At 70.5% G+C, this 25,004-nt stretch carries 21 protein-coding genes; 14 read left to right on the top strand and 7 right to left on the bottom strand.

Features of this window, described 5'->3' with window-relative positions:
* Positions 1-87: 87 nt before the first annotated feature.
* On the bottom strand, positions 88-2,865 hold the full coding sequence (fdhF, locus tag DR046_RS02390; RefSeq protein WP_115379541.1) for a formate dehydrogenase subunit alpha: 2,778 nt from the start codon (positions 2,863-2,865) through the stop codon (positions 88-90).
* A 269-nt stretch (positions 2,866-3,134) separates the two neighbouring features.
* On the opposite strand from fdhF, the gene DR046_RS02385 reads away from it, so the two are divergent.
* The 10 genes from DR046_RS02385 to DR046_RS02340 all read left to right on the top strand — a co-directional run bounded on the left by DR046_RS02385 (position 3,135) and on the right by DR046_RS02340 (position 15,992).
* Positions 3,135-5,303, top strand: coding sequence for a serine/threonine-protein kinase (locus DR046_RS02385; protein ID WP_245190762.1), 2,169 nt, complete (start codon positions 3,135-3,137; stop codon positions 5,301-5,303).
* Positions 5,304-5,337: 34 nt separating this feature from the next.
* Positions 5,338-6,225, top strand: coding sequence for an FHA domain-containing protein (locus DR046_RS02380; protein ID WP_209313532.1), 888 nt, complete (start codon positions 5,338-5,340; stop codon positions 6,223-6,225).
* Positions 6,209-7,462 carry a PP2C family protein-serine/threonine phosphatase gene (locus DR046_RS02375; protein WP_115379537.1) on the top strand — a complete coding sequence of 418 codons (1,254 nt, stop codon included), beginning with the start codon at positions 6,209-6,211 and terminating at the stop codon, positions 7,460-7,462. The genes DR046_RS02380 and DR046_RS02375 overlap by 17 nt, the downstream gene beginning before the upstream one ends.
* A complete protein-coding gene (locus DR046_RS02370) occupies positions 7,459-8,748 on the top strand; it encodes a hypothetical protein (protein WP_115379535.1) in 1,290 nt (429 codons plus the stop codon). The genes DR046_RS02375 and DR046_RS02370 overlap by 4 nt, the downstream gene beginning before the upstream one ends.
* A gap of 127 nt (positions 8,749-8,875) precedes the next feature.
* On the top strand, positions 8,876-10,987 hold the full coding sequence (locus DR046_RS02365) for a dynamin family protein (protein ID WP_115379533.1): 2,112 nt from the start codon (positions 8,876-8,878) through the stop codon (positions 10,985-10,987).
* The gene (locus tag DR046_RS02360) at positions 10,984-11,868 is read left to right on the top strand and encodes a dynamin family protein (protein ID WP_115379531.1); all 885 of its coding nucleotides are present in this window, start codon (positions 10,984-10,986) and stop codon (positions 11,866-11,868) included. Before DR046_RS02365 ends, DR046_RS02360 begins: the two co-directional genes overlap by 4 nt.
* Positions 11,869-11,953: 85 nt before the next feature.
* On the top strand, positions 11,954-12,310 hold the full coding sequence (locus tag DR046_RS02355; RefSeq protein WP_115379530.1) for a hypothetical protein: 357 nt from the start codon (positions 11,954-11,956) through the stop codon (positions 12,308-12,310).
* A complete protein-coding gene (locus DR046_RS23195) occupies positions 12,307-13,101 on the top strand; it encodes a hypothetical protein (protein WP_135227241.1) in 795 nt (264 codons plus the stop codon). The genes DR046_RS02355 and DR046_RS23195 overlap by 4 nt, the downstream gene beginning before the upstream one ends.
* Before the next feature lie 218 nt (positions 13,102-13,319).
* Complete coding sequence (locus DR046_RS02345) at positions 13,320-14,906, top strand: phosphate ABC transporter substrate-binding/OmpA family protein (RefSeq protein ID WP_115379525.1); 1,587 nt, start codon at positions 13,320-13,322, stop codon at positions 14,904-14,906.
* A 93-nt stretch (positions 14,907-14,999) separates the two neighbouring features.
* Positions 15,000-15,992: a type IV pili methyl-accepting chemotaxis transducer N-terminal domain-containing protein gene (locus DR046_RS02340; RefSeq protein ID WP_115379523.1), complete on the top strand. Its 993-nt coding sequence runs from the start codon at positions 15,000-15,002 to the stop codon at positions 15,990-15,992.
* Between the two features lie 94 nt (positions 15,993-16,086).
* Here the strand turns inward: DR046_RS02340 and DR046_RS02335 are convergent, their stop codons facing one another.
* Genes DR046_RS02335 through DR046_RS02320 form a run of 4 tightly spaced genes read right to left on the bottom strand, consistent with a single transcriptional unit; the run spans position 16,087 to position 20,169 of the window.
* On the bottom strand, positions 16,087-16,824 hold the full coding sequence (locus tag DR046_RS02335; protein ID WP_115379521.1) for an SDR family NAD(P)-dependent oxidoreductase: 738 nt from the start codon (positions 16,822-16,824) through the stop codon (positions 16,087-16,089).
* Positions 16,817-18,058 (bottom strand): MFS transporter, encoded by a 1,242-nt coding sequence (locus DR046_RS02330; RefSeq protein WP_115379519.1) that lies wholly within the window; start codon positions 18,056-18,058, stop codon positions 16,817-16,819. Before DR046_RS02330 ends, DR046_RS02335 begins: the two co-directional genes overlap by 8 nt.
* 54 nt (positions 18,059-18,112) lie before the next feature.
* On the bottom strand, positions 18,113-18,874 hold the full coding sequence (locus DR046_RS02325) for a DUF1365 domain-containing protein (RefSeq protein ID WP_115379517.1): 762 nt from the start codon (positions 18,872-18,874) through the stop codon (positions 18,113-18,115).
* Entirely contained in the window at positions 18,871-20,169 is a 1,299-nt protein-coding gene (locus DR046_RS02320) for an NAD(P)/FAD-dependent oxidoreductase (protein ID WP_280652818.1), read from the bottom strand. Before DR046_RS02320 ends, DR046_RS02325 begins: the two co-directional genes overlap by 4 nt.
* Before the next feature lie 250 nt (positions 20,170-20,419).
* Here DR046_RS02320 and DR046_RS02315 point away from each other — a divergent pair, with 250 nt between their 5' ends.
* Both DR046_RS02315 and DR046_RS02310 read left to right on the top strand, forming a co-directional pair.
* Positions 20,420-21,004, top strand: coding sequence for a sigma-70 family RNA polymerase sigma factor (locus DR046_RS02315; protein WP_115379513.1), 585 nt, complete (start codon positions 20,420-20,422; stop codon positions 21,002-21,004).
* Complete coding sequence (locus DR046_RS02310) at positions 21,001-21,687, top strand: ChrR family anti-sigma-E factor (protein WP_245190760.1); 687 nt, start codon at positions 21,001-21,003, stop codon at positions 21,685-21,687. The genes DR046_RS02315 and DR046_RS02310 overlap by 4 nt, the downstream gene beginning before the upstream one ends.
* A gap of 233 nt (positions 21,688-21,920) precedes the next feature.
* On the opposite strand, the gene DR046_RS02305 is transcribed toward DR046_RS02310, so the two are convergent.
* Complete coding sequence (locus DR046_RS02305) at positions 21,921-22,322, bottom strand: hypothetical protein (RefSeq protein ID WP_115379511.1); 402 nt, start codon at positions 22,320-22,322, stop codon at positions 21,921-21,923.
* A 51-nt stretch (positions 22,323-22,373) separates the two neighbouring features.
* Positions 22,374-22,835 (bottom strand): CreA family protein, encoded by a 462-nt coding sequence (locus tag DR046_RS02300; RefSeq protein ID WP_115379509.1) that lies wholly within the window; start codon positions 22,833-22,835, stop codon positions 22,374-22,376.
* Between the two features lie 90 nt (positions 22,836-22,925).
* On the opposite strand from DR046_RS02300, the gene DR046_RS02295 reads away from it, so the two are divergent.
* Together DR046_RS02295 and yghX are read left to right on the top strand one after the other, a co-directional pair.
* On the top strand, positions 22,926-24,023 hold the full coding sequence (locus DR046_RS02295) for an MFS transporter (RefSeq protein WP_115379507.1): 1,098 nt from the start codon (positions 22,926-22,928) through the stop codon (positions 24,021-24,023).
* A gap of 71 nt (positions 24,024-24,094) precedes the next feature.
* Positions 24,095-24,982 carry a YghX family hydrolase gene (gene yghX / locus DR046_RS02290; RefSeq protein WP_115379505.1) on the top strand — a complete coding sequence of 296 codons (888 nt, stop codon included), beginning with the start codon at positions 24,095-24,097 and terminating at the stop codon, positions 24,980-24,982.
* Positions 24,983-25,004 lie beyond the last annotated feature (22 nt).

The following is a 25,004-nucleotide window of genomic DNA, read 5'->3' as shown; positions in this document are numbered from 1 at the left end:
CCGACCGATGCATCCGGCCGTGTTCGGACGGATGCGGTGCGCTGAACGAGTTACCTTGTGCGGGGGAGGCGATGGGCCTCCCCCGTTTCATTCGGCGGCGACCGACCCGACTGCCTCGACCCTGACCGCCGAGAACTTGAACTCCGGGATCTTGCCGAACGGATCCAGCGCCGGGTTCGTCAGCAGGTTCGCCGCCGCCTCGACATAGGCGAAGGGCAGGAAGACCATGTCTGGCGCCACAGCCCGGTCGGCCCGCGCGAGCAGCGTGACGCTGCCCCGCCGCGTCGTCAGCCGGACCGTCCCGCCCGCGCGCACGCCCAGCGACCGCAGGGTCGCCGGGTGGAGCGAGCAGTTCGCCTCTGGCTCGACCGCATCCAGAACCGTCGCACGCCGGGTCATGGAGCCGGTGTGCCAATGCTCCAGCTGCCGCCCCGTGGTGAGGATCATCGGGTAATCCGCGTCCGGCACCTCGTCCGGCGGCACGACCTCGGCGGGGGTGAATCGCGCCCGGCCCTCGGCACGCGGAAAGCCCTCGGCGAAGACGATGGACTGGCCCGGATCGGTCGGCGACAGCGAGGGGTAGGTGACGGCGCTCTCGGTCTCCAGCCGCTCCCAGGTGATGTTGTCGAGGGACGGCATCACCTGCTTCATCTCGGCGAAGACCTCGCGCGGATGGGCGTAGCGCCAGTCGAGCCCGCAGCGCCGGGCGAGTTCAGTCACGATCCACCAGTCCTCGCGCGCCTCGCCAGGCGGCGGGACGGCGGGGCGGCCCATCTGGACCTGCCGGTTGGTGTTGGTGACGGTGCCCGCCTTCTCGGCGAAGGCCGAGGCAGGCAGGATCACGTCGGCATAGTTGGCCGTCTCCGTCAGGAAGATGTCCTGCACGACGAGATGGTCCAGCTTCGCCAGCGCCGCGCGCGCATGGTCGAGATCCGGGTCCGACATGGCCGGATTCTCGCCCAGGATGTACATCGCCTTGATGTCGCCGGTGTGGACCGCGCCCAGGATCTCGGTCACGGTCAGGCCCTTCTCGGGCAGGATCTCTCCGCCGAAGCCGCCTTCGTCGGCCCAGAGAGCCGCATATTGCTGGCGCACGTCCTCGGACAGCACCGAGGCATAATCAGGCAGGAACATCGGGATCAGCCCTGCGTCGGAGGCGCCCTGCACGTTGTTCTGTCCGCGCAAGGGGTGCAGGCCGGAGCCGGGCCGCCCGACCTGTCCGCACATCAGCGCAAGCGAGATGAGGCAGCGCGAATTGTCGGTCCCGTGGACATGCTGGCTGACCCCCATCCCCCAGAAGATCATCGCCGCCTTGGCGCCCGCGAAGGCGCGGGCGACGGTGCGGATCGTCCCGGCGTCGATGCCGGTCAGCTCTGCCGTGGTCTCGGGGGCGAAGCCGGCGAGGTGGGCCTTCTGCGCCTCCCAGTTCTCGGTCATGGCCTCGATATACTGGCGGTCCGTCAGCCCCTCCTCGGCGATGACGTGCATGATCGAGTTGAGCAGCGCCACGTCCGCACCCGGCCGGAACTGGAGCATGTGGGCCGCGTGCCGCTTCAGCGCCTGCCCGCGCGGGTCCATGACGATGAGCTGGCCGCCCCGCTTGGCGAACTGTTTGAAAAAGGTCGCGGCGACCGGGTGGTTCTCGACCGGGTTGGCGCCGATGACGATGGCGAGGTCGGCGTTCTCGATCTCGTTGAAGGTCGCGGTCACGGCGCCGCTGCCCACGTTCTCAAGCAGGGCCGCCACCGACGAAGCGTGGCAGAGCCGGGTGCAGTGGTCGACATTGTTGTGCCCGAAGCCCTGCCGGATGAACTTCTGGAACAGATACGCTTCCTCGTTGGAGCATTTGGCCGAGCCGAAGCCCGCCACCTCGCGCCCGCGGCCCTTCAGCCCGGCGGCCGCAGCGTCCAGCGCCTCGTCCCATGTCGCCTTGCGGAAATGGCTCGTGAGGTCCCCCGGGTCGACGTTCAGCCCCTTCGGCGGCGCGTCGTCCCGGCGGATCAGGGGCACCGTCAGGCGGTGCGGGTGATGGATGTAGTCGAAGCCGAAGCGGCCCTTGACGCAGAGCCGTCCCTCGTTCGCCGGCCCGTTGATCCCGTCGACCTTCACCACGCGGTCGCCGCGCGACTTCATCGAGACCTGACAGCCGACGCCGCAGAAGGGACAGATCGATGTCGTCTCGCGGTCCCAGGCGGTGCTGTCGCCGACCTGGTCCGCGTCGACCATCGTCGCCTCCATCAGCGCGCCGGTCGGGCAGGCCTGGACGCATTCGCCGCAGGCGACGCAGGTCGACTCGCCCATCGGGTCGTCGAAATCGAAGACCGGCCAGGCGTCGTGGCCGCGTCCGGCCATGCCGATGACGTCGTTGACCTGCACCTCGCGGCAGGCCCGCACGCAGAGCCCGCACTGGATGCAGGCGTCGAGGTTGACCCGCATCGCGACATGGCTGTCGTCGAGCAGCGGGATGCGGTCGGCGTCCATCGTCGGCAGGCGGCTCGCCATCACGCCGCTGGCCTCGGCCATGTCCCACAGGTGGGACGATCTGTCATGCGCGGCCGGCCGCTCCGGCTGGTCGGCGAGCAGCATCTCAATGACCATGTCGCGCGACGCCTTGGCCCGCCTGCTGTCGGTCCGCACGACCATTCCGTCCAACGGCTCCCGGATGCAGGAGGCGGCGAGCACCCGTTCGCCCTCGATCTCGACCATGCAGGCGCGGCAGTTCCCGTCGGGCCGGTAGCCGGGCGCGGGTTTGTGGCAAAGGTGAGGGATCACCAGGCCGTGACCGTTCGCGATTTCCCAGATGGTCTGGCCGGGCTCGGCCCGGACGGTCTCGCCGTCGAGCGTGAAGGTGATGGTGTCGGTCATGGCCGCTCCGCTGGTCTGCCCGCCGCAGGGTAGGGCGCCCACGCCGTCGCCGAAAGGCGCTTCGCGACGGCTGGGCGGCGCAAAGCGACGCGGGGGGAGGGCCGCACGGCCCGGGACGGAACCGCGGAAACGGGCAGAATTAACCCTACGGACGCCACGTTTTAACCAAATAGCATTGTCACTTCTCGGGCAACAAAGGCTGTCCGGCAAGACGGCGAAGACCGAGGATCGTGGCTATGGTTAGCGCTGATATGGGTGATGGGACCTCTGTGGACGACAGCAGCGACGAGCTCGCGCCCGGCACCGAACTGCTGCACGGGCAGTACAGGATCGTCAGCTTTCTGAACGCGGGGGGCTTCGGCATCACCTACCGGGCGGTCGACAGCCTGGACCGGCCGGTCGTCATCAAGGAGTGCTTTCCGGGCGCCTTCTGCCGCCGGTCGCGCGCCATCGTCCAGCCCCGCTCCCGCGCGCATGCCAACGAGTTCGACGGCATCGTCCGCCTGTTCGTCGAGGAGGCGCGCAGCCTCTCGAAGCTGCAGCACCCGAACATCGTGGGCGTCCACCAGGTCTTCGAGGAGAACGACACCGCCTACATGGCGCTCGACTTCGTCGAGGGGCGCGACCTGCTCGACATCCTCGAGGATCCGAACAGCGACCTGCCGCCGGACCAGATCGTGTCGATCCTCGACGACATGCTGGACGCGATCCGCTTCGTCCACGCGCAGGGCATGCTGCACCGCGACATCTCGCCGGACAACATCCTGATCGATGCGACGGGCAAGCCGGTGCTGATCGATTTCGGCGCCGCCCGCCAGCAGGCGCAGAAGCAGAGCCGCGTCCTCTCGGCGATGCGCGTCGTCAAGGACGGCTACTCGCCGCAGGAGTTCTACATCACCGGGTCCGAGCAGGGGCCGTTCAGCGACCTCTATGCGATGGGCGCCTCGTTCTACCACCTGATCTCGCGCGAAGTGCCGCCCGACAGCCAGCGCCGCCTGACCGCCATCGCCACCGGCGATCCGGACCCCTACGTGCCGCTGCTCGGCCGCTTCCCCGACTACGACCAGAGCGTCCTCGCCTCGATCGACAAGGCGCTGTCGATCCTGCCGCGCGACCGGATGCAGTCCGCCGGCGAATGGCTGGCCGCGATGAGCGGGCAGGCGGCCCCGCCGCAGCCCGCACCCGCGCGGAAGCCGGTCGCCGCCAACGCGCCCGAGGCGCCGAAGAAGGGGAAGGGATTGCTCTTTGCCGGGGTCGCCGTCGTCGCGGTGGCCGCCGGTCTTGGCTATGTGCTGACGCAGGGGGGCAACAACGTTCCGGCGCCGGGCCAGCCGGCCGCCGAGATCGCTGCCGCTCCGGTCGAGAGCGTGCCGATGGTCGCCGCGCCCCAGCGGATCGACGAGACCTCCTTCGCGGTCGCCTCCTCGGGCGGGAACGGTGCGCCGGCCCTCGCCACGACGGCGCCCGCCGCGCCGGCCGATCCCGTCGCCGCAGCCGAACCGTCGCTGTCGCGCCCCGAGATTTCCGAGACCGCGCCGGTCGTGGACGAGACGCCGCCGGCCGCGCTGGCCGCGGCGCCCGCAATCGACACTGCGCCGGCGGCCCCGGCCTTCGAGGAAAGCACGCCCGAGCCCGCACCCCAGGTGCTGGCCCCGGACCTGTCGCCCCGCCCGGTCATCCGGCCGCCGGAGGCCGCCTATGCGCTGCTGCCCGATCCGCAGCCGACGCCCGCAGCCGCCGCCGATCCCGACGGCGCCACGGTCCTCTCTGCCCCGCGCAGGTCTGCCCCGGCCGAGCAGATCCAGACCGCCGCCCTGCCGCAGGAGCCCGCCCCCGGCCCGAGGGGCTGGGACGGCCTGCAGCAGGTCTCGGCCGAGCTGCCCGGCGCAGAGATCCTGCCCGAGCCGGAGCCCGCGCGCGCCGTGGAAGGCAACTGGACGCTGGCGCTGCCCTTCGCGGACCTGCGCGTTGACGAGCAGGGCCGGTCCTGGGTGCTGAGCGTGGACGGCGCCCCCGTCGCGGACCGTGCCGCCTTCGACTCGCTGGTCGCGCGCGGCTACGACCTTGCCACGGTCGAGTCGGTCGACGTGACCATGGGCATCGGCCCCAGGGGCCAGGCCGAGAGCCTGGTCCAGACCACCACCCTGGCCCCGGTCTACGACATGACGATGGCCGGCGGGATGAAATTCCGGGCCCGCCGCGGGCCGGACGGCTGGATCACGCGGGTCGTCACCGTGCCCGAGGGCAGCGGCGGCGACCTTCAGGTCGGCGACGTGCTGATCGGCTCGATGGATACCGGCCTGCCCTTCTCGGGCCCGACCAGCGTCGCCGACAAGATCGAGCAAGCCGCCGGGAAGGGTGTCGAGAGCCTCAACTTCGCCGTCACACGCGACGGTTCCACCTGGGTCGCCTCGCTGGCGGTCCCCAGGCTCGACTGACCGCCGACGGGCCCGCACAGAAAGGACCAGACTGATGAAATTCCTTCGCAACCTCTTTGGCAAGAACCCGGACTCCCCGGCGCCGCAGACCGCGGCTCCGAAGTCCGCGGCCGCCTCCGGACCGGCCCGTCCGGCCCCGCAGAAGCCCGCCCAGCCCGCCGCCGCGGCGCGGGCGGCGGTGCCGCCGTCGATCAAGACCTCTCAGGACGACCCGCTGGCGACGACCCAGATCCTGCAGAACCTCGCCGAACGTCTGAAGGAGCCGGCCGCCACCGGCATCTGGGACATCGAGGAGCCCGCCCCCGCGCCAAAGGCCGCGGCCCCCTCCGCGCCGGTCATGCCCGGCGCCCCGACCAGCCCGGCCGGGCCGCTGTCGGAGATGGTCACCCGCTCTCCCGCCCGCAGCGCCCGCCGCAACAAGACCCGCCTGATCGGCTTCGACACCTCCGAAGGCAGCGTCGTCGACCTGTTCGGCGACGAGGAGGAGGACTCCGCGAAGGCGTTGGCCGAGATCCCCGCGGCCCCGACGGCCCCGGCCGTGACCTTCCCCGTGGGCTGGGTGCTGGTGACCCAGGGGCCGGGCCGCGGGCATGCCTTTCCGCTGAGCTCGGGCATGTCGTCGATCGGCCGCGGCGAGGACCAGACCGTGCGGCTCGACTTCGGCGATGCCGCGATCTCGCGTAGCGGCCATGCCGCCATCGTCTACGACGCCGACGCCCGCAGCTTCCTGCTGGGCCAGGGCGGCAAGTCCAACATCGTGCGCCTGAACGGCAAGCCGGTGATCTCGAACGAGACGCTCAGGGATGGCGACGACATCAAGATCGGCGAGACGGTCCTGAGGCTGAAGACGCTGTGCGGTCCCGACTTCGACTGGGCCGACACCGATAGCGAAGAGGACGACGATGATGTGGCGATCGCCTGAGCCGCGCTACGACGTCGCCTCCGCGATCGCCCAGGGCGGTCGGGACTATCAGGAGGACGCGATCACGACGGACTTCCCCTTCGGCATGGACAGCGGCGTCGCCGTCCTGGCCGACGGGATGGGCGGCCACGCCGCAGGGGACGTCGCCTCCAAGATCGTCGTCACCCAAGTCTATAGCGAGTTGAAGTTCCAGTCGGCGAATTTCGCCGCTTTCGAGAAGGACATCCCCGCCTTCATGCGCAGGGCGGCCAAGGGCGCCAATGGCTGCGTCCGCGACCACGTCCGGCTGAACCCCGGCACCCGCGGCATGGGGGCGACGCTGGTCAGCCTCGTGCTGGTCGAGAACCGCATGTACTGGATGTCGATCGGGGACAGCCCGCTCTACCTGCTGCGCGACGGCACGCTGCGCCAGCTCAACGAGGACCATTCGCTCGCGCCGCAGATCGACTACATGGTCGAGCAGGGGCTGATCTCCGCCGAGGCGGCCAGGAACCATCCCGACCGCAACTGCCTCACCTCGGTCATCCTGGGCGGCAAGGTCGCGCGGGCCGACTGCCCGACGGACCCGTTCGAGCTCAAGCTGGGCGACGTGGTCGTGGTCTCGTCGGACGGGCTGCAATATCTCGAAGAGCCGAAGATCCAGAAGATCCTGCACAAGTATCGGCGCCGCAAGGCCGCCGAGATCGCGGGCTACCTGCTCGAGGCGCTGGACGACCTGGCCGACCCGGATCAGGACAACATCAGCTTCTCGGTGATAAAGCTGAACCACATGAAGCCGGTCATCCGCAAGATCGTGGCCAAGCCCACCGGCCTGATCGAGACCCACAGCGCCCCCGCCACCCGCGTCGCGGCCCTGCCCGATGCCGGGGGCGCCGGCCTCGACGGCGACGATCCGGCCGAGGCCGATCCCGATGCGGCCGCCGCCGAGGCGGAGCGGCAGGCCGAGCTTGTCGCCCGGATCAGGGAGGCGGTCCGCGCCGAGATCCTGGCCGAGCTGAAGGCCGAGGCGGGGGCCGCGGCCGCGAAGACCGCCGCGGCGGAGCGGCCCGCGGCCGAAGACGGGGCCTCGCCCCTCGGCGCGGCGACCGAGCCGTTCATCGGCCCGCTGCGCGAGGCTCCGGTCCGGTCCGGTCCGACCTCGGACGCGGGCGGGGCCGGCCCCGAAACCGGCGAGGCGGCGGACCAGGACGAGATCGAACGGGAGCAGCCGCGCGCGGCCAGTGGAGGAAGAGCATGAACGCTGTCGTCACCGAAACGCTCAGCGGCCTGGACCGCGCGCTGGCCTCGGGCCTGCTGCCGGCCAAGACCGCGGATCTGGCCCGGTCGCTGCGCGCGCGTCTGGCGGCGCCGGTCCGCGTGACGGTGATGGGCTTGCCCGACACGGGCAAGTCGCGGGTCGTGGACCTGCTGGCGGGCGCGCCGATCGTGCCGGAAGGCATCCGCCTGCCGGCGATGCGGCTCCGGCGCGGCGAACAGGAGCTGACCCGCATCACCCGCCCCGACGGCTCGACAGAGACGCAGGAGGGACTCGACGCCATCTGGGCCGCCGGGCGCCGGGCCGTGATGGTCGAGATGGAGGCGCCGCTGCCCGCCCTCAACCGCATCACCCTGATGGAGATCGGCATCGGCCTCGGCCGGATCGAGCAGGCCCGCGCCTGCGCCTGGGCGGCCAGGCACAGCGAGCTGATCATCTGGTGCACCCGCGACTTCGGCGCGCCGGAACAGGCGGCCTGGTCGACGATGCCCGACGCGATCCGCGACCAGGCGATCCTGCTGCGCCCGAAGATCGACCTCTCGCCCAACCCGGCCGCCGCGCTCGACCGCGCGCACCGGCTGGCGCAGGACGATTTCGAGCGGGTGCTGGCCATCGACACGCCCCGGGCGCTGGCCGCGCGGGCGGGCGGCAAGGTCGACAAGGCCGAATTCAAGGCGTCCGGAGGGCAGCCCCTGATCTCGGCGGTGCTGAAGGTCATGGACCGGACGCGGCAGGGATATCTCGACCGCGCGGACCTGCTGCTCGCGCGCCATCCGGAGGCGGTCGAAGCCGGGCCCGCCATCGCCGGCGCGACGCCGGTGGCCCCCGCGCCGAAGCAGGTCCCGCCCGCCGCCGCGCCCGCCGCCTCGTCCGATCCGGTCGCCAGGCTGCTCTCTTCGGTCGTGGCGCAGGTCGAGGACAGGCCGAAGCAGGCGGCCGGGCTCTCGCCCAGCTCCCGCAGCGTGCTGGAGGACGCGATCTCGCGGCTGATCGCCGCCGGGACCGAACTGTCCAAGACCGAGGGCAGGAATCGCCGCAGCGCGGTGCTGGACCGCTCCGTGGAGGAAATCTCCTGGCTGGAGGCGGTGCTCGCCGAGGCGCAGGAGGAGGATCCGACGCTGGCCGATGCCTACGAGGACGCGCAGGCGGCGCTGGACCTCGTCCAGCTCATCCAGATCGAGAACGGCCCACAGGCCGCCGACGATGCGGCGGTGCTGATGCTGCAGCTCAGGCGCCGCCTCGATCGCGGGCTTGTCGTGGCAGCATGACGGTGGGGCAGGGCACGATGAACCCGCAATTCACCCATTAACCGTCATTCTTTCGACAATCGGCTCCCGTCAGATCGGGGGTGAGGGCCGTGGCAAGGCGGCCGAGGTATCAAGTGAGGATCATGCGATGGAGATGTCCCAAGTCGATCGAGCCGGGGCGATCCCGGCCCGCAGGCCGGAGGTGGCGGCTTCTGTGTTGTCGAAGGGTCAGGACGCCCTGCGCGGGCTTGCGGAGGATATCGCCGGGCTGCGCGAAATCCTTTGCGACGTGGAGGCCATCGGCGGCCCCGACATGGCCAGGAAGCTGCGCGTCCTGATGCACGAGCTCGACACGTTCGAGCCGGCGGTGACGATGATCGGGCAGATCAAGTCGGGCAAGACGACCCTGGTCAACGCCATGGCCGGACAGCCCGACCTGCTGCCTTCCGATGTCAACCCCTGGACCTCGGTGGTGACCTCGCTGCACCTGAACGTGCCCCGCGCCAGCGACGACCCGCGTGCGAGCTTCCGGCTGTTCGATGCCGACGAGTGGGACAACCTCGTGCGCAACGGCGGCCGCATCGGCGAGCTGTCGGCCCGCGCGGGCGCCGACAAGGAGGTCGAGAAGCTCCGCCGGCAGATCGCGCGGATGCACGAGAAGACCCGCGAGCGGCTGGGCAAGAAGTTCGAGATGATGCTGGGCCAGCAGCACGATTACGGCAGCTTCGACGACGGGCTGATCCAGCGCTACGTCTGCATGGGCGACGATTTCGACCCCGACCAGAAGCCCGACGGGCAGGGCCAGTTCGCCGACATCACCCGCTCGGCGGACCTGTGGCTCGACGCGCCGGGCCTGCCGATGCCGCTGTGCATCCGCGACACGCCGGGCGTGAACGACACCTTCATGATGCGCGAGCAGATCACGATCCGCGCGCTGCGCGATTCGAAGACCTGCGTCGTGGTCCTGTCGGCGCATCAGGCGCTGTCCTCCACGGACATGGGCCTCATCCGCCTGATCTCCAACATGAAGTCGCGCCAGGTCGTGGTATTCGTCAACCGCATCGACGAGCTGTCGAACCCCTCGGCCCAGGTGCCCGAGATCCGCTCCTCGCTGGTCGAGACGCTGTCGCGGGGCGGGATGCAGGTGCCCGACATCGTCTTCGGCTCGGCCTACTGGGCGACGGCGGTGCTGAAGAACGAGATCGACGGCATGATCACCGCCTCGGCCGAGGCGCTGCGCGGCTACGCGACCGAGGCGCTGGGCCCCGAGGCCGCGGGCATGACCGTGCCCGAGATGGTGTGGTCGCTGTCGGGCATGCCCTCGCTCTACGAGGCGATCGGCGTGCGCATCGCCGACGGGGTCGGGTTGCAGACGATCATCGCCAGCCGCCGCCGCGCCGCCAACTACGTCGCCGCGCTGCGCGCCTCCTCGGCGATGGTGTCGCTCAAGGGCGGGTCGGGGCCGGTGCAGAAGATGCCGGCCGCCGAGGTGGAGGGCATGCTGGCCGACATCCACGACGAGATGCTCGTCGATCTGAACGCCCGCCTGGACGAGGCCTTCCGGCGCTTCGCTGCGCGGGTCGATCAGGTCCATGTCCGCTTCGTCGACCGGGCGCTCGAGTCGCTGATCCATCACCTAGAGACCAAGGGCGAGAAGGAGATCTGGAACTACTCGCCCGACGGGCTCCGGATGCTGATGCGCTCCTCCTATCAGGTGCTGCGCAAGAACGTGATGTCGGCCTGCGAAAGCGTCTATTCCCGCGCCGGGGACGAGCTGACCGACGCCTATGCCCGGATCTTCGACGTCGAGGCCGAGAACTTCCGCGTCGAGTCGCCGGTCGTCCCCGAGACGCCGCAGCCGATGGCGCTGGCGCGCACCATCGCGCTGGACCTCAAGACATCTTGGTGGAAGAGCTGGTGGGGCAAGCGCCGCGGCTACCGCGCCTTCGCGGAGGGCTTCCGCGAGCTGATCGCCGCCGAGACCCAGCCCATCGTGGCCGAGCTGACCGCGCATCAGACCGAAGAGATCCGCGCCGTCGCCATGGGCCGGCTCAGGACCTTCCTCGAGGAGCAGCGCGACGTGCTGGCCGACATGTCGGCGAAGTCCCAGGTCTCCATCGAGGAGCTCAACGGCCTGTTCGGCGTGAGCCAGCAGAAGGAACGCGAGATGCTGTTCGAGATGCTGTTCGAGGAACTGGAGATCGACGACCCCATGCCGGACGAGGCCGGGCGGCCCGGCGCAGAAGGAGACGCGGCATGAGCGACCTTTCGCATACCCCCACCCCTGGCGGGGACGACACGTTCGAATTCGTGCCGTCGTCCGGTCCGCGCAAGCCGCGCCTGGCGATCATGGGCGAATTCTCGGCCGGCAAGTCCACGCTTTCCAACCTGCTTTTGGGGTCCAAGCCCCTGCCGGAGAAGGTCACCGCGACGCGCCTCTCGCCCGTCTGGCTGAGTCATGGGCAGGCGGCGCCGGTCGCGCATTTCGTGGATCAGGACCGTGCGCCAGAGAAGGTCACCGGCTTCGAAGGGCTGGACGTGAACGCGGTCCGCTACGTCTCGATGTCGATCCAGAGCACGATCCTCGAGCATTGCGACCTGATCGACTTCCCCGGCATCTCGGACCCCAACATGGACAGCGAGGTCTGGGAGAGGATGCTGCCCGAGGTTGATATCGTCCTCTGGTGCACGCACGCGACGCAGGCCTGGCGCCAGTCCGAGGATGCGGCCTGGGCGCTGGTCCCGGAGGACGTGCAGGCCCGCTCGATGCTGCTGGTCACGCGCTTCGACAAGCTGACCACCGACCGCGACCGCAGGCGGGTGATGGCGCGGCTCGACGCCGAGACGGAGGGCCTGTTCGCGGGCGTCTACCCGCTCTCGCTGCTCGATGCGCTGACCGCGGCCGAGGACGGCGACCCCGAGGGCTGGGAGGCGAGCGGCGCGCGCCGCTTCTCCGAGGACCTGCATGTCGCGCTGGCCGCGCTGGATCCGTCGGTGCCGACCCCGTCGGCCGCGCCCGACCCCGCCCCCGTGCCCGAACCGGAGCAGGCGGCGCCGTCGGCGCGCCGCGTCTCGCGCCGGATCGTCCCGCGCCGCATCCGCGTCGCGCTGGGCGGGCGGAGGGAGCGTCCTTCGGCCTGAGCCCCGCGCGCAGCCCTGTCTTCCCCTCTCAGGCGGCATCGGCTAGACCGTTGTGCGCCAAGGTGTGGACAGGGTAGGGATCTTCATGAGCGCGGATGCCCTCAAGGTTTTGACCGAGAGCCACGCGGCCTGCCGCGCGGCTCTCTTTGCCGATCTGGCCACCTCTATGGTCCTGCTGGTGGAAAGCCGCGCGACAATGCATCGCGAGGCGCAGCAGGAGCTGGCGCTGCGCGGCGGGGAGCTGCTGTCGGTGATGGACCGGAGCGCACCCGACACCGACCTCGCCGTCTCGGTCACCGTCGACGAGGTCGCCGTCTTCCTGCGCGTGCCCGACGCGCCGACGGACGTGCTCTGCTGTCTCTGCGCGCCCGAGGTCGACCTTGGCGCCTTCGCCGCAGACGCCCGGGCTTGCCTGAACGCCCTGGCCGGTGCGGCCGGATGAACGATTCGGAGGAGTTCGACGCCAGGGTCGCCAAGCTGCACCAGCCCGACCGGATGGTGGGCGATGCCCGCGTGCTCGCCCGCGCGGAGGAAGGGGCGGGCGGCGTCGCTCGCGCCGTGCTGACCGCGGTCGACGAGACGATCCTTCCCGCCGAGCTGACCTTCGCCTCCGAGGCGGGCGAGACGCTGACGCTGTCCGCCGCCGCCCGCCGGCTGCGCGCGGTCACCGCGGCCTCGGACGATCTCTCGCCTGAGGAGGTCGCCGGCCGAGAGCTGGAGCCGGAGGAGGAAGACGGGCTGCACGCGGCGCTCGACCTGCTCGTCCGCTTCGCGCGGGGCGCCTCGGGGACGGTCGTCGTCTCGGAGCGGCGCGGCGAGGAGAACGCCATGCGCGGCGTCTCGGCGCTGCGCCTCATCGGGATGCTGCCGCCCGATGCGGGGCCCGTGACGGCCGCCGTCCCGCCAGCGCCCGCCGGGGATGGCGGCGGCGGAGCCCGGGACTTCCTTGCCGCGTCGGAAGGCCGCCTTCGGGCCTCGATGACCCGCTCGCCATCCGGGGAGGTGACCTCCGGGGGCGCCGAGGAACTGGCGGCGACACTGGCTCAGCTGCTCGACGGCGCGGGATCCGACGACGAACCTGCGCTGCAGCTCTGGGCGCAGCAGTCCGGCACCCCTGCGGGGCCGGCCTTCGGACGGGCTCTCTGGGCCGACGGCACCGTCCTCGCGATGGCCTTCGACGCAGCAGACGTGGCGCCTTTGGTCGCCGCGTTCCAGGGCTCGATCAACGACTGATAGCGTTATCAAAGGCTTGGATCGAAACCGGTTCGGCCGAATGCGGCGCCGAAGCGGCAACACCCCCCCGACTGCACGACAATTGCCGCGAATTCTATCCTTTCGCGCCCTAGCTCCACCGCGTTCCGACGGCAGCGTCCGCTCCATAGCGTCGTCCCCCGGCGCCGGAGCCTGGTCCCTCAGAAGCGGACCTGAGTAACACGCAAAGGAAGTTAGAAATGAAGAGCATCCGCTCCCTCACGACCACCAGTGCTCTGCGCGGGCTCGCACTCGCGGGCGTCCTGGCCGTGCCCGGCATGGCGCAAGCAGAGAACGTCAACCTGATCTCCGCGGACGGCACCGTCGACATCGTCGGTGAGTTCGTCGGGTTCGAGGACAACGTCTACGTGATCCGCACCGCCTTGGGTGAACTGCGCCTGTCCGCCGAGCGGGTGCGCTGTGAGGGCGCGGCCTGCCCGAGCTTCGAGACCGCCGTTCAGGCGAACGTCGTGATGGCCGGGGACGAAACCGTCGGCATTGGCATGATGCCGCTGCTGCTGGAGGGCTTCGCCGGCGTGCTCGACGCCGACATGGCCGCGTTCAAGGAGGGCTCGAACCTGACGGCCGAGCTGGTGGGCGAGCAGGGCTTCGGGGACGCGCTCGGCTCCTACCTCGTGACCTCCGGCGTGTCCGACGACGCCTTCGACGCGCTGCTCTCGAAGACCGCGTCGATCGGCATGGCCGCGCGCCGGATCCAGCCCGTCGAGGCCCGCGCCCTGCGCGACGCCGGCGCCGGCAACATGATCGACCCCGAGCAGGAGCACATCGTCGCCGTCGACTCGATCGTCGTCATCGTGAACCCCGAGAACGGGATCGACAAGCTGACCATGGCGCAGGTCGGCCAGATCTATTCCGGCCAGATCACCAACTGGAGCCAGGTCGGCGGCCGCAACATGCCGATCACCGTCATCGGCCGCCAGGAAGAGACGGGCACCTCGGCCATCTTCTACCGCGCCGTTCTGGGCGAGACCGACCGCTGGCAGTTCGCCGACAACATCGTCGTCGCCCGCGACAACAACGAAGCCGCCGCCATGGTCAACGAGGATCCGGGCGCCATCGGCTTCGTCGGCTATGCCTTCCAGCGCGGCGCCAAGCCGATCAGCCTGGTCAACGCCTGCGGCCTGACCATGTCGCCCAACGCCTTCTCGGCCCGCACCGAGGAATACGAGCTGCAGCGCCGCCTGTATCTTTACAACCGTCAGGACGTCGATTCCGAGACGCAGGAGTTCCTCGACTTCGTGACCTCGTCGGATGCCGACGCGCTGATCCGCAAGGCCGGCTTCATCGACCTCGGCGTGGCCAGCCAGGAGCAGCCGCTCGACGGCGACCGCGCCCGCTCTCTGCTCGACCCCAATGTCGACGCCTACGAAGGCAACGTGATGCGCGAGATGCTCGGCACGATGATCGACTATGAGCGCCTGTCGACGACCTTCCGCTTCCGCACCGGCTCCTCGAAGCTGGACGAGCGCGGCACGATCGACATGGACCGCCTGATCACCCATCTCGAGCAGGCCCCCGAAGGCTCGCGGGTCATGCTGGTCGGCTTCACCGATGATGTCGGCGCCTTCGACAGCAACCGCGAACTGTCCGAATCGCGGGCGCAGCAGGTTCTGGCCGAGATCGAGCAGCGCGCGGGCGACCGTCTCGCGGGGATCGAGCTGACCTCTCGCGGCTTCGGCGAAGTGGCGCCGACGGCGTGCAACGCCGAGGACCGTGGCCGGGCCATCAACCGCCGCGTGGAGGTGTGGATGCAAGCCGCGCGCTGAGCCCGCGCGTTCCGGACGGCGCAGGTCCATCGCGACACGCGCGCCGCCAGCTTTCGAGATAATCCACCCCTTCCAAGACGAGAGGACACCAAAGTGATCCCCCGCTTCAACTACACGGCCAGGCTAACCGCCGCGTCCGCCCTGGCCCTCACCCTCGCCGCCGCCTCGCCGGTCCTGGCGCAGAGCTCTGCCATCGACATGTCCGGCTGGGCCAAGGTCGACAAGATCCCGAAGACCGAGGCGACGGTCGTCCAGGTCCCGGTCGAGATCAAGCAGAACGGCCCCGAGCGCATCGACTTCGCCGGCAAGCTGCGGATGCTGACCCAGCGGATCCCCGCCTCGGCCTGCAACGCCGCCGCCGGGATCGGCGGGAAGGTCGCCAAGGGCTATCTCTCGGCCTCCATCGGCGAGATCGACCGCATCATGAACGCGCTCGAATACGGTGACGTGTTCATCTCGATCAAGACCCCCGAGACCGACCGCCGCGTCCTGAGCCGCATCGGCGAGATGAACGAGGTCTGGAAGCCGGTCCGCCAGGAGGTGCTGCCGATCGCCGATCACCGCGTCCAGTCGGCGACCGTCGAGCAGATTGCGACGACGACCCAGTCGGCGCCCGAGATGCTGCGCCTGACCCAGGCGCTGGTCGGCGACCTGATCGGCGAATATGCCGACCCGTCCCGCCTGCTGGCGACCGACGCGGTCGGGCTCGACATCATGGGGCGTCAGCGGATGATGCCGCAGCTCATCTCCAAGTCGGCCTGCATGATCGCCGAGGGCCTCCATACCGAGACGGCCCAGGACGAGCTCGCCTCGGCGATGGACCTCTTCGAGCTGTCGCTCCAGGCGCTGACCTTCGGCATGCCCGAGGCCGGCGTCCGGCCCCCGGCGAACGACGCGATCCGCAACGGCCTGCAGGACGTGATGGCCCGCTGGAACGAGATCCGTCCGACCATCGACCTGCTGCGCCAGACCGGCTCGCTGTCGACTGCCGAGCGGGAGGTCGTCTACGACGAGATGAACACCCTCACCGCGATGCTGAACGAGGTCTCTCGCATCTACGCCGAGGCGAGCACCCAGACGCTCTGACCCCTGTCGGGGCGCCGGTTCCGGTGCCCTGGCCGAACCGATCGCGCGCCCGCCGGCCCCCCGGCGGGCGCGCCGCCGTTCCGCGCGGCCCGCGTCACTTCCGCGCGAAGAGCCCGTACCACAGCCGGTCGGGCAGGATCTGACCGCCCCGGAAGAGCCAGGAGAAGAGCGTCGGGAAGCTGCGCTTGAAACGTTCGGAGCACATCAGCTCGAACATGTGGCGCGCGGCCTCCTCCGCGGTCATCAGGAAGGGCATGTCGAAGTCGTTCTTGGCGGTCAGCCGGGTCTCGATGAAGCCGGGATTGGCGATCTGCACCTTGACGCCGGTATGGCGCAGGTCGGCATGCATGCCTTCGGCCAGCCACATCACTCCGGCCTTCGAGGCGCCGTAGCCCGTCGCCCCCGGTAGGCCCCGGAAGCCCGAGAGCGATCCGGTCAGCACGACATGCCCCCGGTCGCGCGCCACCATGTCGCCGATTACCGCGCCCACGACCCGGGCGCAGCCGGTGAAGTTGATGTCGCACATCGCCTCGACCTGTTCGGCGTTCCAGTCCTGCGCCCTCTGCGGCCAGTAGACGCCGGCGAGGTAGACGAGCCCGTCGATCTCGCCGGCCTGCCGCGCGGCCTCCGCCACGCTCTCGCTCGAGGCGACGTCGACCGGCACGACCGATACGGGCCCCGGCAGCTCGTCGGCCAGGGCCTGCAGCCGGTCGGCCGAGCGGGCGCTCAACACCAACTCGCAGCCCGCCGCCGAAAGCTGGCGCGCCAGCGCCGCGCCCAGCCCCTCCGAGGCGCCCACCAGCCAGTATCGCTTTCCGCGCCAGTCACGCATACGCTCTCTCCTCGTCGATCTCGCGGCCCGCCGTGGCCAGCAAGGCCAGCGCGAGCGCCTTCAGCCCCAGGGGCAGGCCCGCATAGAGCAGGGTCAGGGTGTCCAGGGCGCCGGCGCCGTTCGCTGCGCCCGGAACGAAGCCCGCGGCATCCAGCACCGGGAACAGCGCGATGGCGGCCACGGCCAGCGTCGCCTTGTTGACGAAGGACCAGAGCCCGAACCCGTCGGCGGCCCCGGGCGAGATCGCCTCCAGCCGCCGGGCGAAGATCGCGGGCAGCAGCGTCAGGTCGGCGCCGACCGCGGCCCCCGAGGCGACGCAGATCGCGGCGAAGGCGGCGACGTCGCCCGCGCCCAGAGTCAGCGCCCAGGCGAAGACTGCGATGGCCAGCACCATCGCCGCCATCAGCGCCCGCCGCGCCCCCCAGCGCCGCGCGGCCCGGCCCCAGAGGGGGGCCGCGGCGGCCGCGGACAGGAAGAAGAGCAGCAGAAGCGGCCCGGCAGCGGAGGGGGCCTCCAGCCGGTCCTCGACGAAGAACAGGAACAGGGTCGATGTCACCGCCACCGGCGTGGCGTTCGCCAGCGCGACCAGCAGCAGGCGGCGCGCGGGCCCGTCCGACAGCACCTCGCGCAGGCCCCCCGCCGGCGCCTCGCCCCGCGCGGTCCATTCCGGCCCCATCGCCCAGAGCGCCGCGCCCGTGCCGAGGACGAACAGCCCGGCATAGAGCGCGAAGGGCGCGCCCGTCCCGGCCAGGATCGCGGGCAGGGCGGCGGCAAGGCAGACCCCCGACAAGGCGCCGGTCTCGCGCCAGGCGGCGAGGCGGACATGCCCGTCGCCCATCGCGGTGGCCTTGGCGACGCCCTGCGCGTAGAAGCAGATCGTCAGGAAGCTGAAGCCCGAGAACAGCCCCGCCAGCGTCAGCGCGAACCACCAGACCGGCGGCAGCGGCGGAGGCACGGCGAAGAGCCCGACCATCGACACGGCCATCAGCGCCCCCGCGCCCCAGCACATCGCGGCCCGTCGCCTGCGGGTGACGGCCGAGAGGCGGCCAAGCAGCGGGTCCTGCACCACGTCGACGAGGCGCAGCAGGAACAGCGCGACCGATAGCTGCGCCAGTGTCACGCCATGGCTGTCGACGTAGAACTTGGGCGCGTGGATATAGATCGGCAGGCCCGCGGCGGCGAGCACGGCGGCGAACCCCGCATGCCGTGCGAGTCCGGTCGCAGGGTCAGCCACGGAGCGCCGTTTCCGTCGAAGGGAATTGCCGGGCTCTTGCAAGAGACTGGTCCCTCACCGGCTGACCTCGCTTCGCGGCGGCGCGGGGCGGGGGCGGTAGGTCGCGCCCTTCCACCAGAGCTTCAGCGCCTGCCAGTGGATCAGCCCCAGAACCCGCCGAGAGCCGAAGGGCCGCCGCAGCGCCGCACCGAGCAGCGCGCGGGAGGTCAGCGGCTTGCGCGGGCCCGTCAGCGTCGCGATGAGGCGGCCGCCCTCGTGCAGATACTCGATCCAGATCCCGATCCGGTCCTCGGCGATGTCGAAGCGGAAGCGGTAGTTCCCCTCGACCGGCTGGAACGGCGAGACGTGGAAGATCTTCGCGGCCTCCAGCGTCATGTCGCGGCGGATCGGCGCGAAGTCGGGCGCGTGGCAGAGATAGGAATGGCGGTCGCCGAAGGTGTTCGAGACCTCCGCGATCACGATCCGCAGCGCGTCCTCCCGGTCGTGGCAGAGCCAGAAGCTGACGGGGTTGAAGACATGGCCCAGCACGCGCGGCTGCGCCAGCAGCAGCACCCGTCCGTCGGCGCAGCCGATACCATGGTCGCGCAGCACCTCCCGGACCCAGGCCGCGCCGCGCCCCGCGCCCGGCGGTCCGCCGTGATCGGCGTCGCGCAGGCCCACGAGACCCCCTGCATTCCGCGCGAAGAGCCGGGGGAAGGGGACGTCCGCCTCGGGCTCGACCAGGACGTAGTCGATCCCGTAGCGGAAGGCGTTCCGGACGCCTTCCCCGTCGCGCCCGTGATAGGTCCGGGCCGGGATGTGCTGCGGCGCGGTCATGCGGCGGCGACGCCCAGCGCGTCGCGCCGCTCCATCGCGTCGACCACGTCGAAGGCGGACCGGATGCCGTCCTCGTGGAAGCCGCTATGCATCCAGGCCCCGCAGAACCATGTCCCGCGTGTGCCGTTCATCCGGCGCACGCCCTCGACCGCGTCCATCATCGCCAGGTCGTAGAGAGGGTGGCGATAGGTGATTTCGTCGAAGATCGCCTCCTCGGGGATCGGCATCTGCGGGTTCAGCGACACGAAGAGGGGGTCGTCCTGAGGAATCGGCTGCAGCCGGTTCATCCAGTAGGTCAGCCCCAGCTGATCGGGGCGGGCGCCCGCGGGCTCGTTGTAGTTCCAGGAGGCCCAGCACTTGCGCCGGCGCGGCATCAGCGCTGCGTGGTTGTGGGTCACGGCATGGTTCGACTGGTAGCGGATGCGGGACAGCAACGCGCGCTCGGCCGGGCTCGGGTCGGTCAGCAGCCGCAGGCTGTCGTCGGCATGGGTGGCCAGCACGATCTCGTCGAACTCCTCCCATGCGCCACCGCGGAGCGCCAGTTCCGGTCCGCCCGGCCCGCGCCGGATGCCGCGTACCCCCGCGCCCAGCCGGATGTCGACGCCGACCCGGCGCAGCCGCGCCTCGAGCCGGGAAACATAGGCGGTCGAGCCGCCCGCGACGGTGAACCAGTCGTGCTGCCCGGTATTGGCCAGCAGGTGGTGGTTGGCGAAGAACCGCACCATCGCCGCGGCCGGGAACTCCATCACGTTCTGCGAGGGCGTCGACCAGATCGCGCCCGAGATCGGGCCCAGATACCAGTCCCGGAAGCTGCGGCCGAGCCCGAGACTGTCGAGGAACTGGCGCAGCGACAGCGTGGTATCGTTCGCCTCGTTCGCGGCGCGGCCGTTCCACCGCAGGATGTCGCGGACCATGCGCAGGAAGGGCGGATTGGCGAGGTTGCGGCGCTGCGCGAACATCGTGTCGAGCGTCTGCGTGGAGTACTCGACCCGGCCGCCGGCCAGCGAGGCGGCGAAGGACATGTCGCTGTCGGCGATCGGCACGTCCAACTCCTCGAAGAGGGCGAGGAGCCGCGGGTAGTTCACCTTGTTGAAGACGATGAAGCCGGTATCGACCGGCTGATCGCCGCGCTTGCCGGCGAGGATCGTGCGGGCATGTCCGCCCAGCCGTGGCTCGGCCTCGATCAGGGTGACGGCGTGACTGCGGGAGAGGGAATGGGCCGCGGCCATGCCGCTGATCCCGCCTCCGACGACCGCGATGCGGCGGGGGACGGGCGAAGAAGGGTCTAGAGGCACCGGTGAGACTGTCCGTTCGATTGAGATTTGTTTATCTTACGACATCCGCCCTTCCTTGGATCACATCGCAGGACGGGGCCAGTCCCGCCGCGCGCTTCCGCGGCCGGTTCCGCCCGGTTTTTCGCCTTTCCCGGTGATCCGGTCCGCGGCGATGGACGTAAAAAGGCTGTGATTGGACAACACGGGCTTTTCGACTAGGCTTCGCGGGGTTGCCGGCCTGTCCCGGCATCTCGCTTGATCGGAGACGCCCGTGTCGGTCGACACAAAGGACGAGGGATATTGGGCGGAGCGACTTGTCGCGGTCGGCCGCGACCAGGACCGCGACGCCTTCGCGGAGCTGTTCCAGCGCTATGCCCCTCGGGTGAAGGCGTTTTTGATCCGGACCGGGCTGACCCCCGGGCTGGCGGAGGATTGCATGCAGGACGTGATGGTCACGCTCTGGCGGAAAGCGCATCTCTACGATCCGACGCGGGCGACCGTGTCGACCTGGCTGTTCACGATCGCCCGGAACCGCAAGATCGACATGATCCGCAAGGTCCGCCGCCCCGAGCCCGAGGACCTGCCCTGGGGCCCGGAGCCGGAGCCGGCGCAGGCCGAGGCACTCGCCTTGCGCGAGGACAGCCGCCGGCTGGCCGAGGCCGTGGCCCAGCTTCCGCCCAAGCAGCGCGACCTGATCGAGCGCGCCTTCTTCGGCGACCTGTCGCACAGCGAGATCGCCGCCGAGACCGGTCTGCCCCTGGGCACGATCAAATCCCGCATTAGGTTGGCGATAGACCGGCTAAGGCATGCGATGGAAACGGATATGCCACGGCCGGCAGGGGGATCGGGGCGATGACCGAGGGACAGTTCAACATGCGACGCAACGTCGAGCATCCCATCGGGGACGAATTCCTGATCGGCTATGCCGCGGGTCTTCTGCCCGAGGCCTACGACCTGATGGTCGCCACCGCCGTCTCGCTCGACGACGACGCCCGCGCGCGGCTCGAAGGGTTCGAGGCGATGGGCGGCGCGCTTTTGCAGGAGGTCGAGGTCGCGCCGCTGCGCGACGACAGCTTCGACGCGGTGATGGCGCGGATCAACGGCGCCGGCCGGGCCGATACGGTCCATGGCGACGTCAAGACGCCGCGCCCGAACGCCGTGCTGCCGCAACCGCTGCGCGAGGCGCTGGGCGGCGACGTCGACACGTTGCGCTGGCGCGGCGTGGGCATGGGCGTCAAGCAGATCGTCCTGGCCGATTCGGACGGGGAGGCGACGGCGCGTCTGCTATCGATCCCCGGCGGGCAGGCGATGCCCGATCACGGCCATGTCGGAACCGAGATCACGCTGGTCCTGAAGGGCGCCTTCCTCGACGGCGACCGGCGCTATGCCCGCGGCGACGTGGAGGTGGCCGACGACGCGGTCGAGCACATGCCCGTCGCCGATATCGGAGAGGACTGCATCTGCCTCGTCGTCACCGATGCGCCGCTGCGCTTCAACAAGCTGATCCCGCGGATCGCGCAGAGGTTCCTCAACATCTGACGCGCCTTTACCAAGGGGGGCGGCGTGACCAGTCTCCGACTGGCTGGTCTTCACGTCCTTCCGGGCGCTGTTCGTCGCGACGCCGGGGCCCAACGCAGTCGACTGCATCCTCACGGCCTGGTCGTTCGGCTTCGTCCGCGCGCTGGCTTGCGTCACGGGCATCCTGACGCTGGCCGCGCCGGGGGTGGCGGCGTGCTTCAAGCCCTCGGCATGGCGCTGGCGCTGGTCTGAGCCTACCGGAGCGACAGGTCGATGTTGAAGTCGGAGCGCACGCCGCTGTCCCCGTCACTGCCCATGTGATAGACGCGGACCGTGTAGGTTCCGGTCTCGGGCAGGGGCACGGTGACGGCGCTCCCCTCCTGCGCTCCGATATAGATCGCGACGTCGTCGCTGCCCGGGGGCAGGACGTTGAAATAGACCGTGCCGAAGCCCTCGGTCTTCGTCACCGTCAGTTCGACGGACATCTTCTGCCCGGCCTCGGCGCCGAGGCGGAAATCCTTGTAGTCGCGTCCCGTCACGTTGCCGCTCAGCATGGTTCCGGTCCTGCCCGAGGCGAAGCGGACCTCCGTGACGGACTGGGCGAGCGCGGCTCCCGCGAGCGGGAAGAGCGCGAGGGCGAGGATCAGGGCGCGCATGGGAACCTCCGGGCGATCGCCCGAAGCATAGCATTCCGCCCAGCGCCCCGTCTATTCCGTAGCGGCACCAGACCCAAAGAGGGGCACCGTCGAGATCGCCATCTTCGCCGACCCCTCGGTCAGCTCGGCGGCGTGGACCAGGTAGATCAGCGTCCGGTTCGCCTCATCGAAGATGCGCTTGACGCGCAGGGACTTCAGGATGATCGACCGGCTTTCGCTGAAGACGTTCTCTCCGCCCTCGCCGCGGTCGATGTCGCCGATGGTGATGGGCCCGGTCTGGCGGCAGGCGATCGAGGCGTTGGACGGGTCCTCGAACCAGTTGCCCTGGCTCAGCCGGTCGATCAGCGAGCGCTCGAAATAGGCGACATGGCAGGTCACGCCCTCGACCTTCGGGTCGGCGATGGCCTCGATGATGATGTCGTTGCCGACCCAGTCGACGCCGACCTCGCCGACCTGATCGGCGGCGGCGGGCATGGAGAAGAGGGCGGCGGCGAGGGCGATCGGACGGATCATCGGAGGGCTCCTGTCGCGAAGGGAGGTGGCGGGCCGGGCGGCCGCGGGGGACGGATTGACCCCGCCGTCTTGTCATGCGCAAGGCGGGCCATGTCCAGCCTGTCGTCCCCGCCCCCGGCCCGCGCCCTGATCGTGCAGGGCTTCGCCGCCTTCGCCCTCGCCGGGGCGCTGCAGGCGCTCTATGGCCCGTCGGTGCCTGCGCTGTCGCGCCTGCACGAGATCCTGCCGTCGCAGGCGGGGGGCATCGTCGGCGCCCATGCCGCGGGCGGGCTGGCGGGGCTGATGCTCAACATGGTCTGGGCCGGGATCACCGGGCGGCGCGCGCTGCTGCTGGTGGCGGCGGGCGCGGTGACCATGGCGGCGGCGCCGGTCTGGGCGCTGGCGCTGGTGGGCGCGGCGCTCATCGGCGCGGGCAACGCGCTGAACTCGGCGGTCTACAACCGCCGCTTCCTGGAGGAGCTCGACGCCCGCGGGCCGCGGATGCTGGGCCTGCTCAACGCGCTGTTCGGGGTGGGCGCGGTGGCGGGGCCGCTGGTCTTCGTGGCCCTGGGCGGGTCCATCGCCCTGGCCTACGGCCTGCTGGGCGCGATGACGCTGGGGCTCGCGCTGCTGGTGTCCCGGGGCGCCGCCCCTGCCGCCGTGCCACGCCCGCGCCTCGGCGCGGTGCTTCGGCGGCCGGGCCTGCTGGCGCTGGGAGGCATCGCCATCGGGGTGGAGCTGTCGCTGGCCGGCCTCGGCCCCGCCGCGCTAGTCGCGGGCGGGATGACCGAGACGCGCGCGGCGCTCTGGGCGGCGGCGTTCTTCTCGGTCTTCCTCGCCGCGCGGGTCGCGCTCTGGTGGCTGGCCGACCGGATCGCGCCGCTGCGCCTGCTGGCGGCGTCCTTCGCGATGGCGGGCCTCGCCTGCGGCGCGGCGGCTCTGGGCGCCGAGGGGCCGGCCTTCGCCGTCGCGGGCGGGGCGGTGGCGCTGTTCTTCCCGGCCTATTTCGTCGCCGCCACCCGCCGCCTCGGCGGGGGCGAGCGCATGACGGCGCTGATCGTCGCAGCCGCCTATCTCGGCGCGACGCTGGTGCCGGCGGCGATGTCGACGCTGCTGGCGCAAATCGGCATCGGCTGGCTCTTCGCGGTGACGGCGCCGCTGGCGCTGGTGGCGGCGGGGGCGACGCTGCTGACACGGGCGCAGGACTGACCCGGGCTGACTTGGCGTCAGCGGGCGCCGGCCTAGCTTTCGACGGGCACAACCCGAGGGGAGACAGGGCCATGACCCGCATGACCGCCAAGGACTTCGACCAGGAGCTGCTGGACCTCTACGACTTCTACGCCCACGGCAGGATCACCAAGCGCGAGTTCCTAGACCGCGCCTCGAAATGGGCGGTCGGCGGCGTCACTGCCATTGCGCTGCTGAACACGCTCAGCCCGAACTACGCGCTGGCGCAGCAGGTGGCCCAGGACGATCCCGACATTTCGGGCGAGGACATCACCTACGCCTCGCCGAACGGCCATGGCGAGGTGAACGGCTACCTCGTGCGCCCGGCGGCGACCGAGGCCCCGCCCGCCGCCGTGCTGGTCGTCCACGAGAACCGGGGCCTGAACCCCTATATCCGCGATGTCGCGCGCCGCGTCGCCAAGGCCGGCTTCATCGCATTGGCGCCGGACGGGCTGACCTCGGTCGGCGGCTATCCGGGCAACGACGACGAGGGGAGGGAGCTTCAGCGCCAGGTGGACGGCGAGAAGCTGATGAACGACTTCTTCGCGGGCTACGAATATCTCGCCGGGCTGGAGGGGACCAACGGCAAGGTGGGTGCGACGGGCTTCTGCTACGGCGGCGGCGTCGTGAACGCGCTGGCGGTCGCCTATCCGGAGCTGTCGGCGGGCGTGCCCTTCTACGGGCGCCAGGCGGCGGCGGCGGACGTGCCGAAGATCCGGGCGCCGCTCCTGTTCCAGTACGCCGCGCTCGACAGCCGCATCAACGCCGGCTGGCCCGAGATGCAGCGCGCGCTGGAGGAGAACGACAAGATCTACAAGGCCAACATCTGGCCAGACGTGAACCACGGCTTCCATAACGACACCACGCCCCGCTACGACCCCGAAGCCGCCGAGGCCGCGTGGGAGGACACGATCGCCTGGTTCCGCGTGTATCTGGCCTGACCACTGGCGCGCGCGCCCGACA

This window comes from Jannaschia formosa (assembly GCF_003340555.1).
GTDB classification, from domain to species: Bacteria; Pseudomonadota; Alphaproteobacteria; order Rhodobacterales; family Rhodobacteraceae; genus Jannaschia; species Jannaschia formosa.
The sequence above is the reverse complement of the archived record's forward strand: the minus strand, read 5'-3'. Positions and strand labels throughout refer to the sequence as shown.

Bases quoted from the DNA above. Each gene is read 5' to 3' on its own strand.
- DR046_RS02325 (WP_115379517.1), bottom strand. From the start codon at position 18,874: ATGACCGCGCCGCAGCACATCCCGGCCCGGACCTATCACGGGCGCGAC.
- DR046_RS02345 (WP_115379525.1), top strand. From the start codon at position 13,320: ATGAAGAGCATCCGCTCCCTCACGACCACCAGTGCTCTGCGCGGGCTC.
- DR046_RS02355 (WP_115379530.1), top strand. From the start codon at position 11,954: ATGAGCGCGGATGCCCTCAAGGTTTTGACCGAGAGCCACGCGGCCTGC.
- DR046_RS02375 (WP_115379537.1), top strand. From the start codon at position 6,209: ATGTGGCGATCGCCTGAGCCGCGCTACGACGTCGCCTCCGCGATCGCC.
- yghX (WP_115379505.1), top strand. From the start codon at position 24,095: ATGACCCGCATGACCGCCAAGGACTTCGACCAGGAGCTGCTGGACCTC.
- DR046_RS02310 (WP_245190760.1), top strand. From the start codon at position 21,001: ATGACCGAGGGACAGTTCAACATGCGACGCAACGTCGAGCATCCCATC.
- DR046_RS02300 (WP_115379509.1), bottom strand. From the start codon at position 22,835: ATGATCCGTCCGATCGCCCTCGCCGCCGCCCTCTTCTCCATGCCCGCC.
- DR046_RS02305 (WP_115379511.1), bottom strand. From the start codon at position 22,322: ATGCGCGCCCTGATCCTCGCCCTCGCGCTCTTCCCGCTCGCGGGAGCC.
- fdhF (WP_115379541.1), bottom strand. From the start codon at position 2,865: ATGACCGACACCATCACCTTCACGCTCGACGGCGAGACCGTCCGGGCC.
- DR046_RS23195 (WP_135227241.1), top strand. From the start codon at position 12,307: ATGAACGATTCGGAGGAGTTCGACGCCAGGGTCGCCAAGCTGCACCAG.
- DR046_RS02380 (WP_209313532.1), top strand. From the start codon at position 5,338: ATGAAATTCCTTCGCAACCTCTTTGGCAAGAACCCGGACTCCCCGGCG.
- DR046_RS02370 (WP_115379535.1), top strand. From the start codon at position 7,459: ATGAACGCTGTCGTCACCGAAACGCTCAGCGGCCTGGACCGCGCGCTG.
- DR046_RS02335 (WP_115379521.1), bottom strand. From the start codon at position 16,824: ATGCGTGACTGGCGCGGAAAGCGATACTGGCTGGTGGGCGCCTCGGAG.
- DR046_RS02365 (WP_115379533.1), top strand. From the start codon at position 8,876: ATGGAGATGTCCCAAGTCGATCGAGCCGGGGCGATCCCGGCCCGCAGG.
- DR046_RS02295 (WP_115379507.1), top strand. From the start codon at position 22,926: ATGTCCAGCCTGTCGTCCCCGCCCCCGGCCCGCGCCCTGATCGTGCAG.
- DR046_RS02360 (WP_115379531.1), top strand. From the start codon at position 10,984: ATGAGCGACCTTTCGCATACCCCCACCCCTGGCGGGGACGACACGTTC.